A 22,433-nucleotide genomic window follows, 5' to 3' on the forward strand; every position below is an offset into this window, starting at 1 on the left:
TTCAAATGTGGAGTACCCCCTTGCAAATTGACGGTCTCTCATCGCGCCGCGCTCAGGCACGGGCACTGTTCGCAGGCCTGCTGTTGTCATTGCCACTCGCAGGGCAGTCCCAGGAAACCATCCCGGTGACGGACGCGGGGCAAGGCATACCGGATGATTATTACCGGGCCGAGCTGGTCATCCTCGAACGCCGCATTGAACCTGCGGCGGTCAATGAGTTCATGAGCACCCAGACGGTGGAACCCACACCGGAAACGGAATCCACCCTGCAGGCCATCGCCCAGGACGGTACCGTGGAAACCACCCTGGAACTCGCCCCCACCTCAGAGCTTTCACTGAACAGTGCCGCCCAACGCCTGGTGAACAGCGGGCGATACCGGGTACTGGTGAATGCAGGCTGGTACCAGGCATTCCCACCAGATTATGAGGGCGAACCGCTGAAGGTTGCCGTTGGGGACTGGCTGGAGCGCGCAGGCATCCGGGAAATCGAGGGCACCATCACCATCGACCGCCAGCGTTACCTGCACGTCGATGTGCATCTGAATCATTGGCAATACGATGAATCTGCCACAACGCCAGACATGACAGCTCTTTCCACAGGGGAAGCTGGTGTGAGCTCAGGTGAAACCGCGATGGCGTCCGAAGAAGCGCCGGCTGCGGCCAACGCAAACGCGGCTATCGGCACGGGCGCTCAGGGTGAGGCCGAGGACGGAATTCAGATGACTGAACAGGGCAACATCCAGCCCGGTTTTACCGGAGCCCCCCTGGAACTGCTGACCTGGATTCGGGAAACCCGCCGCATGCGCAGCGAGGAAATCCATTTCCTGGACTCCCCCACCATCGGCGTTCTGGTGTTCTTCAAGAAGATTGAGGCAACGGAGTAAGTGCTCCCAGCCCGGCCATCGACTGCTCCAGCATGAGCTTCACATCGCTCATGCCGGTGTCGATGGCCGCTTTGATCTCTTCCATGGTAATGATGTGATCTGACTTCCCAGCCGCCCAGTTCACCACCAGCCCCAGGCAGACATACCGCATACCCAGTTCGGCCGCCAGCACAGCCTCCGGCATCCCGGTCATACCCACAATGTCACAGCCATCCCGCTCCATCCGGCGGATTTCCGCGGCCGTTTCCAGCCTGGGCCCCTGCGTTGCGCCATACACACCAAAATCGGAGCACTGGATCCCCTGCCCTGCCGCAGCGTCAAGCAATACTTTTCGGGCGTCCGAGTCATAGGGGAAGGTGAAATCAATGTGGGTGACCGCGTCGAGCTCGCCCTCAAAAAAAGTGCTGGCCCGGCCCCAGGTGTAATCGATTAGCTGGTCGGGCACGACCACGTGAGCCGGCCCCATGTCCGAATGAATCCCGCCCACGGCGTTGACACCCACAACCGTTCGAACACCGGCGTCGAACAGCGCCTGCAGGTTGGCACGATAATTCACCTGGTGCGGCGGAATTCGGTGCGGGTTGCCATGACGGGCCAGGAACACCACCGGCAGGTCTCCCAGGCTCCCTTCCACCAGAGGAGCCGAAGGCTCTCCCCACGGAGTGCTCACGGCTTGTTCGCCGGTAATTTCCAGCCCGCTAAGCGTGGTTAAACCGGTACCACCAATAATGCCCACTGGCCGGCTATCTGGCTGCGCCTTCATGGGATTCCTCGTATGGTTCAGGATTGACTGGCGGGCTCCCGTGATTCGGACTCCGTCGCCTGTGCCTGCCGCCCTTCAGCCTTGCCTTCTTGCGCCTGCTCCTGAGCGAGGCGAACGCCATCCGGCAAATGAAGCGTCCGGGTCGGGAACGCCACCTCGGCACCGTAGCCCTCGATAATGCCACTGATCTTCAGCAACACATCCTGTTTGATCTCATGGAAATGCACCCAGTCCGTCGTTTTGGTAAAGGTGTAGACCATGATATCCAGGGAGGAGGCATTGAATGCCACGAAGTTCACGATAAGAGTCTGGTTGGTGTCGATTTCCTCATGACCCTGCAGCATGGACTTGATATCCGACACGATCTGATCCATCTGGTTCACATCCGCATAGCGGATACCAATGGTTTCGCTGATGCGCCGGTTGGTCATGCGCGACGGGTTCTCGACCGCAATTGTGGTGAACGCCGCGTTGGGAACGTAGAGAGGGCGCTTATCAAAGGTGCGAATGGTGGTAATCCGCCAACCGATGTGTTCCACCACACCTTCGATACTGCGATCCGGTGAACGCACCCAGTCGCCAACCTTGAAGGGGCGGTCGAAATGGATGATGACACCACCAAAGAAGTTCGCCAGCAGATCCTTGGCGGCAAAGCCTACAGCCACACCACCAACACCACCAAAAGCAAGCACCCCGGAAATGCTGTACCCCAGCGACTGCATGGCAATCAATACGACGGTGATGATCACCGCTGCCCGGGCCAGCTTGCTGACGGCGTTTACCGTAGTGTAATCCATGGGCCGCTTCATCTTTACCGGGGACACCAGGATACTTTCACCCTGCCGGATTAGTCGAAGCAGGAACCAGCCCAGCAACCAGATGAAACCGACTTCCAGGATGGTTTGGTTGACCTTGAAAATCTCCGCTTCAGAGTGGCGATAGGCCACCTCGGCTGCCCAGTAGACACCCTGCAGCCAGACAAAAGCGACCACCGGTTTGCGCACCGCATGCAGCAACGCATCGTCCCAGTGGTTCTTGGTATTGCTGAACTTGCGCTCGAGAAACCCAATGATCCGGCTTGCCAGGAACGCAACCGTGGCGGTGCCGACCACCAGGGCAAACACGACCAGCGCCACGCGCCAACTCTGGGACAGCAGACCAAAACTGGCAATCCAGTTATCAACGGTGGAATGTGCCTTTTCGAACATCGAATCCCTCTGAACAACCTGGTTTATTGAATGATCACCGGTGTGCCCGCCTCGACCCGCTCGAACAGGTCGATCACATCGGCATTGCGCATGCGCACGCAGCCATGGGACATGGGAATGCCCATGGGCTCGGTGTCTGGTGTGCCGTGAATGTATATGAAGCGGCGGAAAGTATCGACCCCGGCCCCCCGGTTTCGGCCGGATTCCAGGCCGCAAAGCCACAGAATGCGACTGAGTATCCAATCCCGCTCCGGGTGGTTGCTGGCCAGTTCGTCACTGTAGATTTCACCGGTTGGCCGGCGCCCGCGGAACACGGTGCCCAATGGCTGGTCGGCGCCAATCATTGCACGCACGTAGTGCTCGCCCTGCGGCGTACGGCCACTGCCGTCTTGCTCACCAACCCCGTTCAGGCCAGTGGAAACCGGGTATTCGGCCACCACACCACCGTCCGGCCCCGTCAGGGTCAGCGATTGGCGTGCGATACTGATGTTGATCTGGAGGGGGATGGAGGTATCACTCAAACCGGTCTGGCTCCCAACTGGCGGATGTATCCAGAGGAAGCCTAACCGAGAGGTGGGAAATCAGGCAACCGAGACCTTTTCCGATTGCGGGGGAACCAGCATGGCATCTTCCGCCTGCATACCCGCGGCAAGGAACGGTACCAGGCGGCTGGCGATCTCCTGTACCGTGGTTTCTACCCCCAGTTTGTTCTGCAGGATATCCCGGAGTGCATCGCTGCTGGACATGGTGAAGGCGGTTGCGCCCAGCATGAACTGGATGCGCCAGTAACGATCTACAGCAGACAGCTGCGGCGTTGCTTCCTTGAGCAGACGCATGAACCGGCCAAAGGGCTCGCTGTATTCCTGCTCGAGGAATTTGCGGAGATGGCCCTGGGACTGGGTATAGGCCAGGCCAAGCAAACGCATAAAGATGGAAATGCCCTTCTCGTTGCGCTGGGGCATGCGCACTGCGCTTTCGGTCAACGCCCAGAGTGTCTGATTGAGGGTTGGCGGCTTGCCTTCGCAACGGGCCTCGAGCGCATCAAATGCTGTTTCGAGGGTTGCGGAAAAAGGCGTCAGAAAGCGGGCGAACACGGCGTGGATCAGCGCATTCTTCGAACCAAAGTGATAATTGACCGCGGCCAGATTTACATTGGCCTTGCTGGTAATCATGCGCAGAGAGGTTTCCGAAAAGCCCCGCTCAGCGAACAGCTCCTCCGCTGCGTCCAGTATTTTATCTACAGTGTCTGACTGCGCCATTTTATTGTCGAACCTCTAGCAAACGTCTGTTTGAAACATACGTTTGACGCCGTTTTATGTCAAGTTCGTGTCTCTGGCTCTGCAGCGACCTCCGGCCAGCCACGGTCAATGGCGGTCTGATCACCTCTGAAAAATACCTTATTGCCCACGGCTGCAGGCCTTTTCTGCCTCCAACATATACATAAGGTATAGACGAACATGCTTACGACGGCTCAGAAAGTGGGGCAACCGGCGCCTTGGCAAGCAAAGCCCGGATCGCTATTCTGTGCCTCCCCCAGCAAACCACGCAGGAATCCCAGGAGGCACTTGTTATGTTCACAGGCATTGTTCAGGGCATCGCAACCATTGAGAACGTAACCGAAGCGCCCGGGCTCAGCACGTTTGCTATTCGCCTTCCTGACGACAAAGTCGATGGTGTGGCAATTGGCGCCTCGGTGGCCATCAACGGCACCTGCCTGACGGTGACCCGACAGGAAAACGAGACCCTCTACTTCGATGCCATGCAGGAAACCCTGCGCCTGACCACCCTGGGCGATCTCAGCGCCGGCGACGCGGTTAATTTTGAGCGGGCCGCCCGAATCGGTGATGAAATCGGCGGTCACCTGCTGTCAGGACATGTTCACACCACCGCTGACATCGTCGAAATTGTACGAACGGAAAACAACGTGACCATCTGGTTTGAAGTGCCACAGGAATGGACTCGCTACATTTTCCCAAAGGGTTACATTGCCATCAACGGTGCCAGCCTGACCATCGGTGAGGTGCGCGATAACCGTTTCAATGTCTACCTGATTCCCGAAACCCTGCGGGCAACCACGTTTGGCACGGTCAGCCAGGGCAACCGGGTGAACATCGAGATCGACAGTCAGACCCAGACCATTGTGGATACCCTGGCGCGCATGGGCTACGACCGCCCCGCTCCCACCCTGTAGGCACTACCGGAAGGCCGCCTCAAGCACCACAAACTTGGGGTTCGCATCCAGTTGGCGAACCACCGGGAAGAACGTACGCAGGCTGCGGTGATACCCCAGATGACGATTGCCCACCATCAGCAACCGTCCGGTTGGCGATAAATGCTTTTTGGCCTGCGCGAACAGCCGCAGGGCAATGTGATCACCCACGACGCCACCTTCGTGGAACGGCGGGTTCAACAGAATCCGCTCGAATTGGCCGGCGCCAGCATCAATGCCATCGGCATGAAGGCATTGAACGCGTGCCGACGGAAACGCCTCTGAGAGATTGCGCTGCGCGCTGGCCACCGCCTGACTGGAGACATCGCTGAAGGTCAGCTCCAGATCCTCCCGCTCCGTCAGCGCCGCCAGGCCAACCACCCCGTTACCGCAGGCAAGGTCAAGCACGCGGTCGCCCGCTGAGAGCACCGAGACCGATTCTCGAACATGAGGAAGAAAAAGGCGGGTTCCGATATCGAGTTTCTCCCGCGCAAACACCGCCGGAAGGGCCTGAACAGTGAGCTCGCTCTGATCCAGCGCATACCCTTTCCAGGCCCCGCTCCAATCCGCCAGACTGGCCGTTCCCGGCCGACATACAATCACTCGCGCTTTCTTGCGGGCCGGGCACACCTCTTCGGTTTGAACCGCCTGGGCAAAGACATCCACGCTGCGGTCCGGCAAGTGCTTGATCATGCCGCCCGCCAGCAGCAGGCCGTCATCCGCCAAAACACCATTCACCCAGCGCAGAAGCCACGCCAGGTAATCGCTGTGTCTCGGGATACGAAGCACAATCGCATGGTAGGGGCCTTCTGGTGGATTCAGCCAGCTTCGAACCGCGACCGGTGGCGGTAGCTCAGGATTGCGACGAGCGTTATCAACAAGGGCTACGGGAAGTACCGCGCTGTCGGCGACCGCGTCTGGTCCAAATGCCGACAAACCGAGTGTTAACGCGCCGAACTGATCATCCACTACCAGAACACGCTGCATTTCCGAAGGTGTGATCCGGGCCACTGCCTCGGTCAGCAACAGCCCATCCGCAGCATCCCAGGCACGCAACGAAGCGGCCTTGCCGGGGCGGGAAAGCGAGAGATTTCCACCGGAGAAATCAAGTGTAGAAGCGGGCATTTCAGGGCACTCAACCGGAACTGGGTCACAGGAGGGGTATTCTAGGCTGATTATTCTAGAAATAAATCTTAACGTTGGAATCGTACAGGCAGTATCCCTTTTCCGGTTGGCTCCTATGTTCAAGGACGCGAACCTTCTTGCCCCTTACCCCAGGGGCTTTTTTCGTTTTGGCCACACGGAAATTGGTAACACAGAAGCCCATCAATGCTCGACGCGAGAACACAACAGCCGCCGGACTCATGAACCGTTCCCGCGTTGCCAAGGCCGCATTCACCGACTAAATTGCAAGGCCACAGGAGGTGAAACGGACCCGCCGGATGAAAGCGCTCTTTTTGATTGTTATCTACCTTGTCGCTGTCGCCCTTCCGTTGGTCCTGTCCGCCTGGGTGGGAGGCCCGCCTCGCCCGTTTCACCAGGAGCTGGCATCCGGCCTTGGCATTCTTGCCTTCTCGATGATCCTTGCGGAATTTATCCTGTCCGGCCGCTTCAAGAGCATTTCAAATGGCGTAGGCATGGATGTAACCATGCGTTTCCACCAGATCATGGCTCGCACGGCTCTGGCCTTTGCACTCCTGCACCCGTTTCTTTACCAGGGGACGCCTTCGGGTGGTCTGCGCCCCTGGGACCCGACCCGGGAATTGACGATCACGACGGAATTTTCAGCACTGTCGACAGGCATTGCGGCCTACCTTCTTCTCCCGAGCCTTGTTGTGCTGGCGATCGGACGCAAGCAACTGGGTTACAAATATGAGACATGGCGCCTTTTGCATGGCATTGGCGCATTCCTGATCGCCATTCTTCTGCTCCACCACACCGTTTCGGCAGGCCGCTACGGGTCGCAGCCCCTGATGACCTGGGTGTGGCTGGTACTGACGGGTGTGGCCGCCGGGTCCCTGTTGAGCGTTTACCTGCTGGTTCCGTTTCTGCAGAAGAAGCACCCCTGGCGGGTGACCTCAGTCGTCCAGTTAACGCCAAAACAATGGGAACTGATTGTACAGCCAGAGGGTCATCCCGGCCTTGACTACCGGGCCGGGCAGTTCGTCTGGCTCAATGTGGGTCATAGCCCCTTTTCGATGAAGGAGAATCCCTTTTCCGTTAGCTCAGCGCCGGCGGCCGGGCCGGCAATCTCCTTCATGATCAAGGAACTTGGCGACTTTACGCGAACCGTGGGCCAGATCAGACCTGGAACGCTCGCCTATCTGGATGGCCCCTACGGAAATCTGTCTGTCGATGATCGCACCGAACCCGGGGTCGCCCTCATTGCCGGCGGCGTCGGCCTTGCTCCGCTGCGGGGCATACTCAGGCAATTGCGCCTGACGGGCGATTCGCGCAAGGTGAAATTAGTCTACGGCAATCGGAGGTTCGACCAGATTGCCTATCGCGAGGAGCTGGATGCGGAGGGCGCAGTCTTTGTGCTGTCGGAACCGCCCGACACCTGGAATGGCGAGAAAGGCTTCATCGACGGTTCCTTGATGGATCGCGTGTTTTCAGAAGATGAGTTCAGAGAGTGGGTCTTTGTGATGTGCGGACCCGCGATCATGATGGATATCGTTGAAAACCACCTGATTGAGAGGGGCACGCCCTCTGATCGTATCCTTTCGGAGCGATTCGATTATGACTAATCCAATCAAGCGTGTGAGTCAGAGCCAGCGGGTTTCCTTGATCACCTGGACTCTGACGATCACCTTATGCCTGATACTGCTCGCTTTCGTGTTGCGCTAGCTGGTGCTCGCCTCTCAATCACATTCTGATCACAGCTAACGGCGGTTCTTCTGTCGAACCACGCTGGACAGGGGGCTAGCTTGCCCCCCATTGCGCTTACTGCCGATGCGCCAGCGCGTAGTCGATCGCGGCGCACACTGCGACGGCCTGCGCAGTATTGCATTGCTCGGGTGTTGCCCGCGGGCTATCCGGGTACACTTCGGTGGTGGTCCGGTAGCGGGCATCCGTCATACCGGCGCACAGGCCAAGCTTCTGGAGCGGGTACTGGATTACACCCCGGGCGACCATCGGTGAGCCGAACAATTCGCCTTTGTCATCGGCCGGCGCAATATGAGTGACCGGCTCCACCGCCTCGATCAGTGCCTGCTGGAATTCAGGCTGCGGGTTCTCGCTGTCATCCACCAGATAGAAACCATCGGGAATACCGCCCGGTTCAAAGGGCTTGCCATCGCGGGCAGCCAACGCGGGACGAAACTCGGTTTCATCGGTATCGGTGGTCTCGTGCAGGTCAATGTGCAGCAGCACCCGATCACGCAAGGGAGCCACCAGTCGCATGAGTGCTGCCGCTTCTTCAGCCGGACTGTCGTCGTGGAACGAGCGGTTCGGGTCGATGGCGTTGGCATTCCAGCGGTGGATACGCTCGTATCCCCAGGGGCTTACGCACGGCGCCACCAGTACGTTGACGCGGCCCGCGTAATCCGCCCCGTGCTGATCGATGAACTGCAGCGCTCCGTGCACACCACTGGTTTCATAGCCGTGTACTCCGCCCGTAACCAGCACAACCGGCAAATCCTCTTGCCATTCCCGGCTGCGGATCGCCATCAAAGGATACACATCGGAGCCATACTCCAGACGGCCATACTCCTGGACGTCAAAACGTGGGCTCAGGCGACCGATGGCGCTCAGCACCTCGGATTCGTAACTCCGGTGGCGGGTCTGTCGTGACAACCATTCGGCGCGTTCTTCTTCACTCCAGGGGGTGCCGGGCGTGCCGATTGGATAGGTGGCGGGAGCCGTGTTCATGTCGCTTTTCTCCAGTGATTGGCGATGCAGGCGGGCATTCTAGCATTCGCAGCGCCCTGCTCAACCTGGGACTTTCCACTGGACTCATAAATCACTGTGTAACGATACAAGGGGGCGTTTAGCGCTTCCGGAATGCCCGATAGACCGTGAACTTGCGATCTTCGTGCAGCCGCTCTGCCGGCCCGATGAAACGCTCGATGAGTGATTTGTAGGGAAGGAAGGTATTGGCCACCAGCCGCAACTCGCCCCGGGGGGCAAGATGTCGGGAAACGCTCTGGAGAAAACGCTCGGTCATTGAGGTATCGGTCTTTACCCCGGCGTGGAATGGCGGATTGGTGACAATGGCGTTCCAGGAACCTTCCACATCCTCAAGACCATCGGAGGCGATAATATTTCCGTGCGCACCTGCACGCTCATAGGTCGCCCTGGCAGAGATAACTGCCTGAGACTGCACATCAATGCCATCCACCTGGCTCACAGGCAGCCCGTTCTTCTGTTGCCACCCCTGCAGCCAGGCACCAATCACCCCGGCGCCACACGCAAAATCCAGGACACGCTCACCAGCGACGGGAGCCTGATTCAAGGTATCCAGCAAAGCAGCCGTGCCTTCGTCCAATTCACCCCGACTGAAAATTCCCGGCAATCCGCAAACCTCCACGGTCACGCCTTGCCGGCTGATCGAGTGCCAGGTCATCCAGGCCGTCAGATCAAAGCGATCCAGGGGCTCCACAGCCTCAGCACTCCAGATCTGACAATGCCGGGCACTATCCAGCTTGATGGCATCTGGGGCGACGGCTTTAAGCTGCTTTACCGCACCGGCAATGCCTTCCTTTTTCTCCCCCAGGACCAGCAGTCGCGCGCCTGGGGCGATGATCTTTCGTGCTACCGCCAGCCGGAGATCCAGCTCGGCCCGAGCCTTGGGGAGAAACACAACAACTGTGTCAGCCTGGGCCGCATTCAGCTGCGGGTGGTCGTAGCCAAACCACACCTGCCAGCCGGTGTGGCCGGCCAGTTGATTGGCGTAGCCAACGTGATCGGTCATCACCAAGCCACCCTGTGGCAGCTTGGCCAGCAGTTCCGGCGCAGTGACGCCAAACAGGGCAAGCCGACCGGAGAGCACATGGTTTACTCGAAGCAGGGCCTGATGGGAGTTGGGCAAAGCGGACATGGCTGCAGTATTCCCGAACATGGGTAGGTTTTGAGGCGAGATACTCTAACCGGAAATGCCCTCCAAGTCTCGCCCGAGGCGAAGCCCCGGAGGGTGCGGTTTAAACAGTGGAATGAGGGGCAGGTACGGTACTTACTTGTAGCGCGATACCGTGCCCACTCGATTGGAAAATAAGGCCAACATCGTCCGTGAACGCGCCACCCCATCCTGAGTGACGCAGACCACGAAGCATTCGACGCTATTTTATATTTTCGCAATACAGAGTTTTGACCATCCTATTCCACCGGCTCAATCGATTCCGGCTGATTGGCATGAATGGTGGTTTGCGCCAGATCCAACAGCTCACGCAAGGCCACCGAGAACATGGCGTACTCCGGTTCACGCACCGCCTTGAGTTCTGACAACATGGATTTCCAGCGGCGAACCAGCGCGCTATGGCGCTTGAGCCAGGCATCCACACTCTGAGGCACATCCTCTGGCGTGCCAGCCAGCTTGAGCACACCCACGGTGAGCGAGCGCTGCTGCCATTCCAGATCCTCACGGAAGCTTTCACGCGCCAGCGCCTGCCAGTGAGAGGTCGGCGAGAGCGTGGCAATGGCACGGGCGAACCAGTTCAGGTCCAACCGATCCCCCAGCTCATAGTAGAGGTTAGCCACAGTCTTGAGCGGCATGCCGGTGGCTTCCTGGGCCTCAATAATGCCGAGGGAGGAATACAGGTAATCGGTGCCCGACACCACGGAGGCCAACTCTTTGCCGAGCCCGGCGTCAACCAGCTCCTTGTGTCGCTTCTCCCAGGCCGTGCGGGCATGATTACCAAGGTATTCCGGCAGGCTTGCCGTGATCTGCCAGACGCTGTCAGCAAACCGCTCTATATGGGCCTGGATATTCAGCTCGGCACGGCGATTACGCAGTAACCAGCGAACAGAGCGGCGCATCAACCGCATCAGATCCTGCATAAGATCCATCTGCAGCTGGGCCGGCACGTTGAAATCCTGATCCTCGATCCTATCCCACCAGTTATCGATCCGGAATACATCCCGGGCGATAATCCAGGCCAGCGCGATCGACGGCGCATCCGCTCCGGTGGACTGGCTCAGACGTTCCACAAAGGTGATGCCCATGTGGTTGACCATGTCGTTGGCGATCTGGGTCGCGATAATTTCACGCCGCAGTTGGTGCTCGCCTAACTCACTGGAGAACTTCTGGGTCAGTTTACGGGGGAAGACTTTGTACATCTCACTGGCCAGAAGCGGTTCATCCGGCAGTGAAGAGTCAGTCAGTGTTTGCTTGAGCCCCGCCTTCACGTAGGAAATCAGGACCGACAGTTCCGGGCGGGTCAGGCCCTTCTTCTCAAACTTGCGCTCGGACAGGGTTTCGTCGTTCGGCAGGAACTCCAGCTCCCGGTTCAGCTTGCCCTCGTTCTCCAGGGTATTCATCAGTCGCCGGTATTCTTCGAGGCGCTGGGCCGCATCCTCGCTGGCGATGCTGATGGCCTGGGTCTGGCGGTAATTGTTCTTCAGAACCAGAGCAGCGACATCATCGGTCATTTCCTCCAGCATGATATTGCGCTGCTTCCCGGTAAGGTCCCCCATGGCAACCGTCTGGTTCAGGAGAATTTTCATGTTGACTTCGTGGTCCGAACAATCGACGCCGCCAGCATTATCGATGAAGTCCGTATTCAGGCGACCGCCGCGCAACGCATACTCAATCCGGCCAAGTTGGGTAAGGCCCAGGTTACCGCCCTCACCCACGACCTTGCAGCGCAGATCGGATCCGTTGATCCGAAGCCCGTCATTTGCCTTGTCACCCACATCCGAATGAGTCTCGCTCGCCGCCTTCACGTAGGTACCAATACCCCCCACCCACAGAAGGTCAGCTTCTGCCTTGAGGATATGACTGATCAACATGTTGGGCGGCATTTTGTCCGCTTTGATGCCGAGCAGCTTCTTCATTTCAGGGCTGATCGGAATGGACTTGGCGCTCCGACTGAACACGCCACCGCCCTTGGAAATCAGCTTGGTGTCGTAATCGGTCCACGCGGAACGGGGCATCTCGAACAGACGCTTGCGCTCCTTGTAACTCATTTCCGGGTTCGGATCCGGGTCGACAAAAATGTGGATATGGTTGAATGCGGCTACCAGTTTGGTTTTTTCGGAGCACAACATGCCGTTACCAAACACATCGCCGCCCATGTCACCAATGCCGATAGCGGTGAACTCGTCCAATGCCGGGTTTAGGCCCATTTCACGGAAATGGCGTTCGACCGATACCCAGGCACCCCGGGCGGTAATACCCATTTTCTTGTGGTCGTAACCGTTGCTTCCGCCAGAGGCAAAGGCATCCCCCATCCAGAAGCCGTATTCTTCCGACAAGCCATTGGCGATGTCGGAGAAGGTAGCGGTACCCTTGTCTGCAGCCACAACCAGGTAATGATCGTCCTCATCATGCCGCACCACCCGCTCGGGTGGCTTGATACCGGTTTCCACCAGGTTATCCGTGATGTCCAGCAAGCCACGGATAAAGGTCTTGTAGGCCTCGATACCTTCAGCCTGGAACGCCTCCCGATTCGAAGGACTCGGCAGCCGCTTGGCCACGAAACCACCCTTGGCGCCAACGGGCACGATCACCGCATTCTTCACCTGCTGGGCTTTGACCAGCCCCAGAATCTCGGTGCGGTAATCCTCAAATCGATCCGACCAGCGCAGACCGCCCCGAGCCACCTTGCCACCTCGAAGGTGCACACCTTCCACCCTCGGGGAATAGACGAAGATTTCGAACATCGGCAGCGGCAGTGGCATGTCCGGAATCTTCGAAGGATCCAGCTTTACGCTGATGTACGTCTTGTGCCCACCGTTTGCATCCGGCTGGTAGTAGTTGGTCCGCAGGGTGGCCTGCATCAATTCCAGATACAACCGAAGCACCCGGTCCTCGCTCAGGTTCGCAACCTGATCCAGACCGGCGTTAAACTCGATTTCCAGTTTCTGCTGGGCCGCCTGAATCTGCGCTTCGCTATGGAAGCGGTCCGGATTGAAGCGAACCTCGAAGTAATCCAGCAGGGTCCGGGTCAGGTCAACGTGGTTAACCAGCGTGTTGGAGATAAACCTCTGGCTGTTGGAGATGCGGATCTGCCGCATATACCGGGCGTAAGCCCTCAACAGCGCAATCTCCCGCCAGCTCATGTAGGAAGAGAGCAGCAGGCGGTTGAAAGAATCGTTTTCCGCCTCACCGTGCCACACCTTGCGGAACAGGTCCTCGAAGATCGGCCGGATGCGATGGATATCCACCACCCGCCCCGATGCGGCCTGAAGCGTGAAGTCATGAATCCAGACGGATTTGTCGTTGCGATCCACCACCTCGAACGGATGCTCGCCCAGTACCCGGAAGCCAAGATGGTCGAAAATTGGCATCACATCTGACAACGGCAGGGGCTCGTCCGGATAGAACAGCTTGAAGTGAAGCGTGCTCTCATCCTCTTCCAGCGCCCGGTAGAAACTCATGGCCAGATCGCCATTCTTAACCGATTCGGTAATGTGCTCCAGATCAATGGCCGCCCGGCGGGGAGAAAACATATCGATGTAACTGGACGGGAAACCAACGGACCAAAGCCGATACAGCTCGTTGCCCTGCTCTTCTCCGTAGGATTCGCTCAAGGCCTCGTTCAGGCCATCGCGCCAGGACTGGGCCAGTTCGATAACCTTGTCCCGGATTTCAGCCAGAGGAAGCTGACGGTTTTCAACCTGAGCCACCCGGATGGTGAACTGAACCCGGGCGAGTGGCGACTCGGAGAAGTGGGTAACAAACTCGATATCCTCGGCATCCAGGCGATCCAGCAGCACCTGCTCAACTCGAATGCGAAGTTCGGTGTTGTAGATATCCCTCGGGAAAAACGCCAGACAGGTAACAAACTGACCGTACACATCCTCGCGCATGAACAGCTCAATACGACGACGCTCCTGGATGTAGAGGATATCCTTGGCGACCTCTAAAAGCTCATCCGCTTCGATCTGGAACATTTCGTCCCGTGGGTAGGTTGTCAGAATCTGCTCCAGTTCCTTGCCCGCGTAGTCGTCACGCATAAAGCCGGACTGTTCCATCACACTCTCAACCTTCCGGCGAAGCAGCGGAATCTCGTCCGGCCGCTCGTTGTAGACCCGTGATGTATAGAGGCCAAGGAAGCGGCGTTCACCCACCACTTCGCCCTTGCTGTTGAATTTCTTGACCGCGATGTAATCGGGGTAAGCAGGACGGTGCACCCGGGAGCGCTGGGCTGACTTGGCGAAAATAAAGATGTCGTCCGTCCGGGTCATTTCGTGCCGGGTACGCTGAGGCAGCTCGTTCAGGCGCACACGATCCGGGCGCTCATTGTTGACACGCAGGATACCCAACTCCGAGTTTTCAACCCGGCGCACCGCCATCCCGCTTTTGTCCTTGGCAAAGTCGTACTCGTCGTAGCCCAGGAAAGTGAAGTGATCCTCGACCAGCCAGTTCAGGAAGGCTCGGGCCTCGTCTTTTTCCTCATCACTGATGCCCGCCTTGGTCTCATTCAGCTCGTCCAAGATCTCGCAGACCTTGTTGGTGACCACCGGGAAGTCACCCACCGCAATGCGGACTTCCTCCAGGACCCCCTGCAGGACATCCTCAAGGACTTTCAGGTCTGCCGGATCACTGTGCCGGTCAATCTCCAGCACGATGAACGCTTCGTACTGAGTCTTTTTGCTCGGCTTCTGGCCTGTCAGCAGCTTGCTCAGCTTACCATCGGTATCCCGGTCCACACGCAGGATGGAATACTGGATGGAATGGGTGCCGATCTCCCGCTGGTTGATCGCAATACGCAGAGAGTCGATCAGGAACGGAATGTTCGGATGCAGAATGAAAACGACCGTGTGGGTCGACTGCCAACCATCGCTCTCCAGGTCCGGGTTGAACACCGACACCGGGGTTTCGTCCGCCTGGCGTTTTTGCAGAAACTGCCAGGACGCCAAAACTGCCCCATAGGTATCGGAAAATCGGCGGCTGGTGAGCTCCTCCAGAGGGATATGGGCATAGTGCTGCTTGGCAAACTCACTGATTTTCTTGGCTTCTGTTTTTGCTATTTTCTGGGCGAACGCATCAGCCAACTGCTCAAAGAACTGATCCTTGCTGGCTACTGTCACTGCATTCATGTTTAACCTCGGTGACTGTGAAATAAACGTAATCGACGAAACGTCACATAAGGATAGTCAAACCCTTGATTTTTGCCGTTTAGACACCAAAACTGCGGCAACTACCTACGGACGATACACGTTGCTCGAATGAGCCAAAACACAAAGTGGGAGCATTCTTTTTCGATGTCGCTACAGCATACGTTCGGTGAGCTAAGATCGCAGTTAGCAAAACGGATAATTGGACAGGAAAAACTGGTTGACCGACTTCTGATTGCCCTTCTGGCCGACGGTCACCTGCTGGTCGAGGGAGCCCCCGGCCTCGCAAAAACCACCGCCATCAAAGCACTCGCCGATCACCTGGAAGGTGACTTTCACCGTATCCAGTTCACTCCGGACCTATTACCCTCCGACGTCACCGGTAGCGAAATCTACCGGGCGGAAACCGGCCAGTTCGAATTCCAGCGCGGGCCGATTTTCCACAACCTGGTTCTGGCCGATGAGATCAACCGTGCGCCGGCCAAAGTGCAATCCGCACTCCTGGAAGCTATGGGAGAAAGGCAGGTCAGCGTGGGACTCAAGACCTTTCCACTGCCGTCATTATTCATGGTTATGGCAACCCAGAACCCCATTGAGCAGGAAGGCACTTACCCCCTGCCGGAAGCCCAGCTCGATCGTTTCCTGATGCAAGTCATCATCGACTACCCTTCGGCCGATGCCGAGCGTGCGATCCTCCATCTGGCCCGCAACGATTACCGTCAGGGACAGCCGGATGCCAGCACTAAACTGTCAGCAGAACAGGTATTTGCCGCAAGAAACGAAGTGGCTGATCTGCACATGGCAGAACCCGTCGAACGCTATCTGCTGGCTCTGGTGCTGGCAACACGTAATGCTACGGATATCGATCCGGAACTGGCCCGCTGGACCGCCTTCGGCGCCAGTCCCCGGGGCACCATCGCACTGGATCGATGCGCCCGTGCCCTGGCCTGGCTGGACGGCCGGGACTACGTGACACCGGATGATGTGCGTGCCATGGCCTTCGACGTACTTCGCCATCGCATCCTGCTGACCTTTGAAGCCGAAGCCGAAGGCGTGACGGCCGACACGGTCATTCAGCGACTGATTGACCGGGTGCCCGTAACCGCCTGAACACGCGCCAAATGGACAGACTGATACCGCCACCATGGCTACCATTGATGCAGTAACTCACATCAGCCTGCCCGACCTGATTCGACTACAGGCGGACGCCCGGGCACTGAAACTGCCCTCGGCAAAGCCCGCCCGTGCGCGCCAGGCAGGCATGCAGCGCTCGCCACAGCGCGGCCGGGGCATGGCATTTGCGGAAGTCCGGCAATATCAGCCCGGTGACGACATTCGCAGTATCGACTGGCGGGTGACCGCCAGGCGCCAGGCTCCCCACACCAAGCTCTACGAAGAGGAACGGGAACGCCCGATCATCCTGATCTGCGATCTTGGCCCCACCCTGTTTTTTGCCAGCACGGGTGCCTACAAACAGGTGCGTGCCGCGCAGGTTACCGGCCTGCTTGCCTGGCTGGCCTTGTGGTCCGGCGATCAGGTGGGTGGCATCGTATTCAATGGCAAAACACTGAGTGTTCAGCGCCCTGCCCGCCGGAAAAAATCGGTACTTCGCCTTCTGGATACCCTCGCCGAGCAACAACACAGTCCGAACGAAGAACCGGACGAACCGACTTCCGCACGGCCTGGTAACTCCCTGAATGACGCCTTGATGGAAGCGCGCCGGGTAGCACACACCGGCAGCCGGATCTTTGTCATCAGTGATTTCCTGTCAGTGTCGCCAGACACCGCGACCCACCTGGGCGTACTGGCCCGGCACAATGCCGTCAATGCCCTGCGCATAGTCGACCCCCTGGAGCAACAGTTGCCAGACCACGGTCGCTTTGCGGTCGCTGGCCCCCAGGGGCCGGTCTGGTTCGACGCCGGCAATCATCGCTTTCAGGAGGCCTGGCACCAAAAGGTGGCCGAGCACGAGGCGACACTGCAAGACTGCTTCCGAAAATCCCAGGTGGCAACAGCCCTGTTCTCCACCGGGGACGACCCCGCCAGTATCCTGAAAACCCTGCTTGCCCCCGGAGGCCGGATCGGATGACGCCACAGGATCCCCTCAGCGAACTTCGGGACATTCACCTTCCGGAAACCGGCGGCTTCTGGCCACCGGCACCTGGTTGGTGGGCGCTGGCTCTGCTACTGGTGATTCTGGTGATCGCGGGGTTCTGGCTGGCTCGCCGTCATCGGCAAAAAAATGCCTGGCGTCGCCAGGCCAGTGCCGAGATGGCCGAACTGGAAAAGAACCAGGTGCCAGACGCCCAGTGGTTCAGCCAGCTAAACAGTCTACTCAAACGTGCCGCACGGCAGCGTTATCCGGACCTGCATCCGGAGGCCCTGTCCGGTGAAGCCTGGATTGCTTTTTTGCTGGATAAAGCTCCGGGGGAACGCATTGCTTCCCGTCCGGTGGTTGAAGCCATGGTGCACGCTACCTGGCAACCGGACACTGCCGGAGACCCTCACCAGGCGCTTGAATTTGCCCGGCGATGGCTGAGGAAACAATCATGATCAGTTTTGCCTATCCCTGGTTTCTGGTGCTTGCCCTGTTGCCGTTGTTGATGCAATGGCGCAAGCCCACCACCCAGACGGTTGATGCGCCTGTGCTACCCGTTGGCCACTGGTTATCGGACCTGCCGGGCGTCAGCCTGAGCGGGACGGCCACGCCACTCTGGCAAAGGGCATTGCTGGTACTCGCCTGGGTTCTGCTGGTGCTGGCACTGGCCCGCCCCCAGCACGTGGGTGAGCAGGTCCAGCAGCCGGTTTCCGGACGCGACCTGATGCTGGTGGTCGACATCTCCCCCAGCATGGACGAGCAGGACATGATCCTTCAGGGGCGCAGCATTAATCGTCTGCAGGCGGTCAAGCTGGTCCTGAATGACTTCGTTGCCAATCGACAGGGCGACCGTCTGGGTCTAATCCTGTTTGGCACACAACCCTACGTGCAGGCTCCGTTGACCTTTGATCTGAAAACCCTGCGCACACTGATGAGCGAAGCCGGGCTGGGCATGGCTGGCCGTGCCACTGCCATTGGTGATGCGGTTGGGCTGGCCGTGAAACGACTGCGTAATCGTCCCCAGGACCAGCGCGTTGTGATCCTGCTAACCGACGGCGCCAACACCGCCGGAGAGATCACGCCAGACAAAGCCACTGAAATTGCCGAAGCGGCCAGTGTCCGCCTGTACACCATCGGAATCGGAGCCGACACCATGGTTCAAAGGGGCCTGCTTGGTTCCCGACGGGTGAATCCCTCGAGGGATCTGGACGAAGCCCTGCTGACTCGCATGGCGGAACAGACCGGTGGGCAGTACTTCCGCGCAAGAAGCTTGCCGGAGCTGGAACTGATCTACGAGAGCATCAACCAACTGGAACCAATTGAGCTGGAGGGCAAGTTCTACCGGCCGGTGACCGACCTGTATTACTGGCCAGCTGGATTAGCTGGCCTTCTGGGCCTGGGTATGTTCCTGGTCAGGATGATGCGATCCCGGCACCTGTCCAGACAGGCTGCCACCGGAGGCAATGTTCATGGCTGATTTTCATTTCCTGCGCCCCGCCTGGTTGCTGCTGATCCTGTGCCTGCCACTGGTGGTTCTGGTGTTGCGTCAACTGAGCCTTGGCGACAGTGGCTGGAGCCGGATTATTCCCCAACGCCTGCTGGCACCAGTGATACGACATCGGGGCTCAGCCGGAAAGACAGCACGTTCGCCACTGCTTCCGGTCATGGTGGCGGTCGTGGTGCTGGCCATCGCCCTGGCAGGCCCGGCCTGGCGTCAGGCACCCACGCCGCTCAAGCAACAGGGCGACAGCCTGGTCATTGTTCTGGACCTGTCACTGTCCATGCTGGCCACCGATGTGGAACCAAACCGACTCACCCTCGCTAAGCGCAAAATCCGGGACATCCTTGCCGAACGAAAGGGCAACCTGAACGGTCTGATCGTGTACTCGGCCGATACCCATGTGGTCGCCCCATTAACCGACGACGGTAAAACCATTGAGGCCATGCTCGACGTGCTGGACCCGGTGATCATGCCAGCGCCGGGCAACCGCACGGACCTCGCCATCGCCCAGGCCCGAAACCTGCTGGATAACGGGGCACCCGGCAGAGGCCGGATCCTGCTGATTGCCGATGCGGTGGACGATCGTTATTTCTCCGCCATCGAAGAGACACTGGATGCCGGAGGCGTATCCCTGAGCACGCTGGTTGTTGGCACCAGCGAAGGGGGACCCATTCCACTGGCCAAGCGAGGCTTCATCCGGGATAACGGCAACATTGTCATCACCCGGGCCGACCCGGAGGGTATGGAGGATCTGGCGGAAAAGACCGGTGGACGCAGCCATGGGCTGACACTCGATAACACCGACATTGATGCCCTCGCCCTCGCCTCATCCAAGCAGGACGACTGGCAGGACGAGGACAGCAGCGAGTCCATCAATCAGTGGCAGGACGACGGCTACTGGCTGCTCTGGCTGGCAGTGCCGCTGTTCCTGATCGGTTGGCGCCGCGGGGCCTTCGCGGTCCTCCTGCTCGCCACCTTGCCGATGGGCCCGCAGCCCGCTCACGCAATGGAGTGGGACGAACTCTGGCAAAGGGAAGATCAGCGGGCACCGGAACTCATCAAGGATAATCCGTCAGCGGCGTCCAGACAGCTCAGGTCACCCGAATGGCGGGGATCTGCCCTGTACCGGTCTGAAAACTACGACCAGGCTGCGCGCGCCTTCGCACAATCAGACAGCGCCCGGGCCGACTATAACCGGGGCAACGCCCTGGCCCGTGCCGGTAAGCTGGAGCAAGCCATCGAGGCATACGACAGTGCGCTGTCCAAGGCGCCCGAGATGGACGATGCCCGGTTCAATCGGGATCTGGTCGAGGATCTGCTGGAGCAACAACAGCAACAGGATCAGGATCAGCAAGGCGGATCCGGCCAGCAGGATTCCGAGCAGAACCAGGACAATCGTTCAGGTGGTTCTTCCGAGAGCAATGACCAGCAATCACAGTCCGAGCAACAATCCCCCCAGGAACAGTCTGAGGGGGAAGGCTCTGGCGATCAGCCACAGCAACCGGATACCACCGACCAGGCACAGAATAACAACCAGCAACCGGGCGCCCAGGGTGAGCAAACCGAACCCGAGCCGGCTGCCGGCGCAGCGGATTCCGGGGACAGCGCCCCCCGGTCTGCCGATCAGGTGGAAGGGCCAGCCCCCATCTCGGAAACACCGCTGTCCCAGGGCCAGGAGCAGTGGCTCCGACGAATACCCGATGACCCGGGCGGCCTGTTGAAACGCAAATTCCTGCAACAATATCAGGAACGTCAGACCCCATCAGACGAGGGCGATACACCATGGTAAAGAAGCTTTTTTTACCGCTGCTTCTGCTGTTTGCCGGGCTCTTGGTGAGCCTGCCTTCCCATGCCGAGGAATTACGGGTCGAACCCGATCGGAAGCGGCTCTACGAGGGCGAGGTTCTGACCCTCACCGTCACCGGTTCGATGAAACTGGACGTCAACCTGAGCAACCTGTTTGATTTCGACCTGTCGGATCTCCCCGCTCCCGATATCGACAAGCTGAAAAATGATTTCGACATCCTCGGTCGCAATCAGCGCTACAACATCCAGACCATCAACGGTGACATGGTGGGTGAACTCACCTGGACCTATCAGGTTGCCCCCAAGCGCACCGGTGCACTGACCATTCCGTCCCTGACCTTCAAGGATTCCAAATCGAAGCCCGTTACCATTGAGGTGGTCAGCGGCAGCCCGCCCGACCAGGATAGCTCCGGCCGGGTGAGCTTCATTGAATTATCGGCGGACAAAGCCGAACTCTATGTCCAGGAGCAACTGACTTTCACGGTCCGCCTGTTTTTCAGTGGCCGGCTGATCCGGGGTGACCTGTCCGAACCCCGTCACCCCAATGCGATCATCGAACCTCTGGGTAAACAGCGGGAATATGCCCGTTACCGGGATGGCCAGCAGTACCGGGTGGTAGAACGACGTTACGCCATTTTTCCCCAGCGCCCGGGCGAGTTCTCACTGGCACCCATTCAGTTCGAAGGCCAGGCCCGCGATTCAGAAGGAAAGTTGCTGTTCCTGAGGGACAGCGAAGAGCTGTACAGCATTCCGGTGAAGGATGTCCCTGCGGAATTCACTGGCGATGTGTGGCTGCCAGCCAGTGCCCTCGCGCTGGAAGAAACCGGCCTGTCCGGCAAAGGCGAGATCTACATTGGCGACAACCTGACCCGTGAATTGGTACTGAGAGCGACGGGGCTGCCTTCCGAGGCCCTGCCCCCGCTTCCTGATGTCACGCCGGAAGGGATCAGGAGCTATCCGGAACAGCCGGAACGTTCCACCGAAGTAACACAGGAGGGGCTGGTGTCATCTCTGAAGCAGAGCTCCGCCCTGGTGCCGGTCAGGGCGGGCAAACTGACGCTGCCGGAAATCCGCATTCCCTGGTGGGATACCAGCACAGACACCCAGCGCACCGCAGTGATTCCCGCGCGTACCCTGACCATATCGGGGTCCGGAGCCGAGGCTGTTCAAGAGCCACAGAGTCCACAACAAGAGCCGTCACTTACTGATCAGGAAACCGAATCATCGGATGGCCCGGACCAGGAACCTGTCGGCTCTGCGGGCTTTTGGCCCTGGCTGAGCCTGGTGCTCGGGCTGGTCTGGCTGGGGACCCTGGCGCTGTGGTGGCGCTCACACCGTCGCCCTGATCGGGCGGACACGTCCTGCATCACACCGACGGACGGTTCAGAAAAAGCCTTATTCAGCGAGCTGACTCGGGCATCCTTGGACGGTTCCCAGCAGACTCCACAGTTGTTCATCCAGTGGATGAACCATCGTTTCCCCGGTCATGAGTTCAGGACGGTGAGCGAGGCAGTGGCGTGGAGTCAGGAAGAAACCGTAAAGATAGAACTGGGGCGTTTGCAGGAGCGACTCTTTGGTAGCGAGACACACGCAGGCGGATGGGACGGCAGTACGCTCGTGGACGCCCTGAACCGCCTGCGCCAGCGCAAACTGAATGACGCCAGAGAGACTGATTCCCTGCCGCCGCTCTACCCCGACAACCTGTCCGTATGATGGGGCACCAAGACCGGCAGGAGACCAGGACAT

The 22,433-nt window shown here is 58.9% G+C and carries 17 protein-coding genes; 9 read left to right on the plus strand and 8 right to left on the minus strand.

What is annotated here, in order from left to right; translation table 11 throughout:
• Nucleotides 1-20 precede the first annotated feature (20 nt).
• Nucleotides 21-884: a CsiV family protein gene (locus K8I84_RS06025; protein WP_223793838.1), complete on the plus strand. Its 864-nt coding sequence runs from the start codon at nucleotides 21-23 to the stop codon at nucleotides 882-884.
• Here the strand turns inward: K8I84_RS06025 and K8I84_RS06030 are convergent.
• The 4 genes from K8I84_RS06030 to K8I84_RS06045 are packed head-to-tail and all read right to left on the minus strand — an operon-like array spanning nucleotide 859 to nucleotide 4,114.
• On the minus strand, nucleotides 859-1,647 hold the full coding sequence (locus K8I84_RS06030) for an S-methyl-5'-thioinosine phosphorylase (protein WP_223793839.1): 789 nt from the start codon (nucleotides 1,645-1,647) through the stop codon (nucleotides 859-861). The two genes, K8I84_RS06025 and K8I84_RS06030, sit on opposite strands and share 26 nt — an antisense overlap.
• Before the next feature lie 17 nt (nucleotides 1,648-1,664).
• Nucleotides 1,665-2,855, minus strand: coding sequence for a mechanosensitive ion channel family protein (locus K8I84_RS06035; RefSeq protein ID WP_223793840.1), 1,191 nt, complete (start codon nucleotides 2,853-2,855; stop codon nucleotides 1,665-1,667).
• 23 nt (nucleotides 2,856-2,878) lie between these two features.
• Nucleotides 2,879-3,376, minus strand: coding sequence for a L,D-transpeptidase (locus K8I84_RS06040; protein ID WP_223793841.1), 498 nt, complete (start codon nucleotides 3,374-3,376; stop codon nucleotides 2,879-2,881).
• 60 nt (nucleotides 3,377-3,436) lie between these two features.
• Nucleotides 3,437-4,114, minus strand: coding sequence for a TetR/AcrR family transcriptional regulator (locus K8I84_RS06045; RefSeq protein WP_223793842.1), 678 nt, complete (start codon nucleotides 4,112-4,114; stop codon nucleotides 3,437-3,439).
• 311 nt (nucleotides 4,115-4,425) lie between these two features.
• Here K8I84_RS06045 and K8I84_RS06050 point away from each other — a divergent pair, with 311 nt between their 5' ends.
• Nucleotides 4,426-5,046, plus strand: coding sequence for a riboflavin synthase subunit alpha (locus tag K8I84_RS06050; RefSeq protein WP_223793843.1), 621 nt, complete (start codon nucleotides 4,426-4,428; stop codon nucleotides 5,044-5,046).
• 3 nt (nucleotides 5,047-5,049) lie between these two features.
• Here the strand turns inward: K8I84_RS06050 and K8I84_RS06055 are convergent, their stop codons facing one another.
• Complete coding sequence (locus tag K8I84_RS06055; RefSeq protein WP_223793844.1) at nucleotides 5,050-6,189, minus strand: class I SAM-dependent methyltransferase; 1,140 nt, start codon at nucleotides 6,187-6,189, stop codon at nucleotides 5,050-5,052.
• Between the two features lie 317 nt (nucleotides 6,190-6,506).
• Between K8I84_RS06055 and K8I84_RS06060 the strand changes: the two genes are divergently transcribed.
• A complete protein-coding gene (locus K8I84_RS06060) occupies nucleotides 6,507-7,811 on the plus strand; it encodes a ferric reductase-like transmembrane domain-containing protein (protein WP_223793845.1) in 1,305 nt (434 codons plus the stop codon).
• Nucleotides 7,812-8,007: 196 nt separating this feature from the next.
• Here the strand turns inward: K8I84_RS06060 and K8I84_RS06065 are convergent, their stop codons facing one another.
• The 3 genes from K8I84_RS06065 to K8I84_RS06075 form a co-directional block, all read right to left on the minus strand.
• Complete coding sequence (locus tag K8I84_RS06065) at nucleotides 8,008-8,934, minus strand: M14 family metallocarboxypeptidase (protein WP_223793846.1); 927 nt, start codon at nucleotides 8,932-8,934, stop codon at nucleotides 8,008-8,010.
• A 118-nt stretch (nucleotides 8,935-9,052) separates the two neighbouring features.
• Nucleotides 9,053-10,102: a class I SAM-dependent methyltransferase gene (locus K8I84_RS06070; protein ID WP_223793847.1), complete on the minus strand. Its 1,050-nt coding sequence runs from the start codon at nucleotides 10,100-10,102 to the stop codon at nucleotides 9,053-9,055.
• Nucleotides 10,103-10,377: 275 nt separating this feature from the next.
• Nucleotides 10,378-15,264, minus strand: coding sequence for an NAD-glutamate dehydrogenase (locus K8I84_RS06075; protein ID WP_223793848.1), 4,887 nt, complete (start codon nucleotides 15,262-15,264; stop codon nucleotides 10,378-10,380).
• 165 nt (nucleotides 15,265-15,429) lie between these two features.
• Here K8I84_RS06075 and K8I84_RS06080 point away from each other — a divergent pair, with 165 nt between their 5' ends.
• The 6 genes from K8I84_RS06080 to K8I84_RS06105 are packed head-to-tail and all read left to right on the plus strand — an operon-like array spanning nucleotide 15,430 to nucleotide 22,400.
• Nucleotides 15,430-16,392, plus strand: coding sequence for an AAA family ATPase (locus K8I84_RS06080; RefSeq protein ID WP_223793849.1), 963 nt, complete (start codon nucleotides 15,430-15,432; stop codon nucleotides 16,390-16,392).
• 34 nt (nucleotides 16,393-16,426) lie between these two features.
• On the plus strand, nucleotides 16,427-17,371 hold the full coding sequence (locus tag K8I84_RS06085) for a DUF58 domain-containing protein (protein WP_223793850.1): 945 nt from the start codon (nucleotides 16,427-16,429) through the stop codon (nucleotides 17,369-17,371).
• Nucleotides 17,368-17,835 carry a DUF4381 domain-containing protein gene (locus tag K8I84_RS06090; protein WP_223793851.1) on the plus strand — a complete coding sequence of 156 codons (468 nt, stop codon included), beginning with the start codon at nucleotides 17,368-17,370 and terminating at the stop codon, nucleotides 17,833-17,835. The genes K8I84_RS06085 and K8I84_RS06090 overlap by 4 nt, the downstream gene beginning before the upstream one ends.
• Entirely contained in the window at nucleotides 17,832-18,857 is a 1,026-nt protein-coding gene (locus K8I84_RS06095) for a VWA domain-containing protein (protein ID WP_223793852.1), read from the plus strand. Before K8I84_RS06090 ends, K8I84_RS06095 begins: the two co-directional genes overlap by 4 nt.
• Nucleotides 18,850-20,670, plus strand: coding sequence for a VWA domain-containing protein (locus K8I84_RS06100; RefSeq protein WP_223793853.1), 1,821 nt, complete (start codon nucleotides 18,850-18,852; stop codon nucleotides 20,668-20,670). Before K8I84_RS06095 ends, K8I84_RS06100 begins: the two co-directional genes overlap by 8 nt.
• Nucleotides 20,664-22,400: a BatD family protein gene (locus tag K8I84_RS06105; RefSeq protein WP_223793854.1), complete on the plus strand. Its 1,737-nt coding sequence runs from the start codon at nucleotides 20,664-20,666 to the stop codon at nucleotides 22,398-22,400. Before K8I84_RS06100 ends, K8I84_RS06105 begins: the two co-directional genes overlap by 7 nt.
• Nucleotides 22,401-22,433: the final 33 nt, after the last annotated feature.

Origin of the sequence: Marinobacter sp. F4216 (assembly GCF_019931195.1) — a bacterium.
Lineage (GTDB): Bacteria > Pseudomonadota > Gammaproteobacteria > Pseudomonadales > Oleiphilaceae > Marinobacter > Marinobacter suaedae.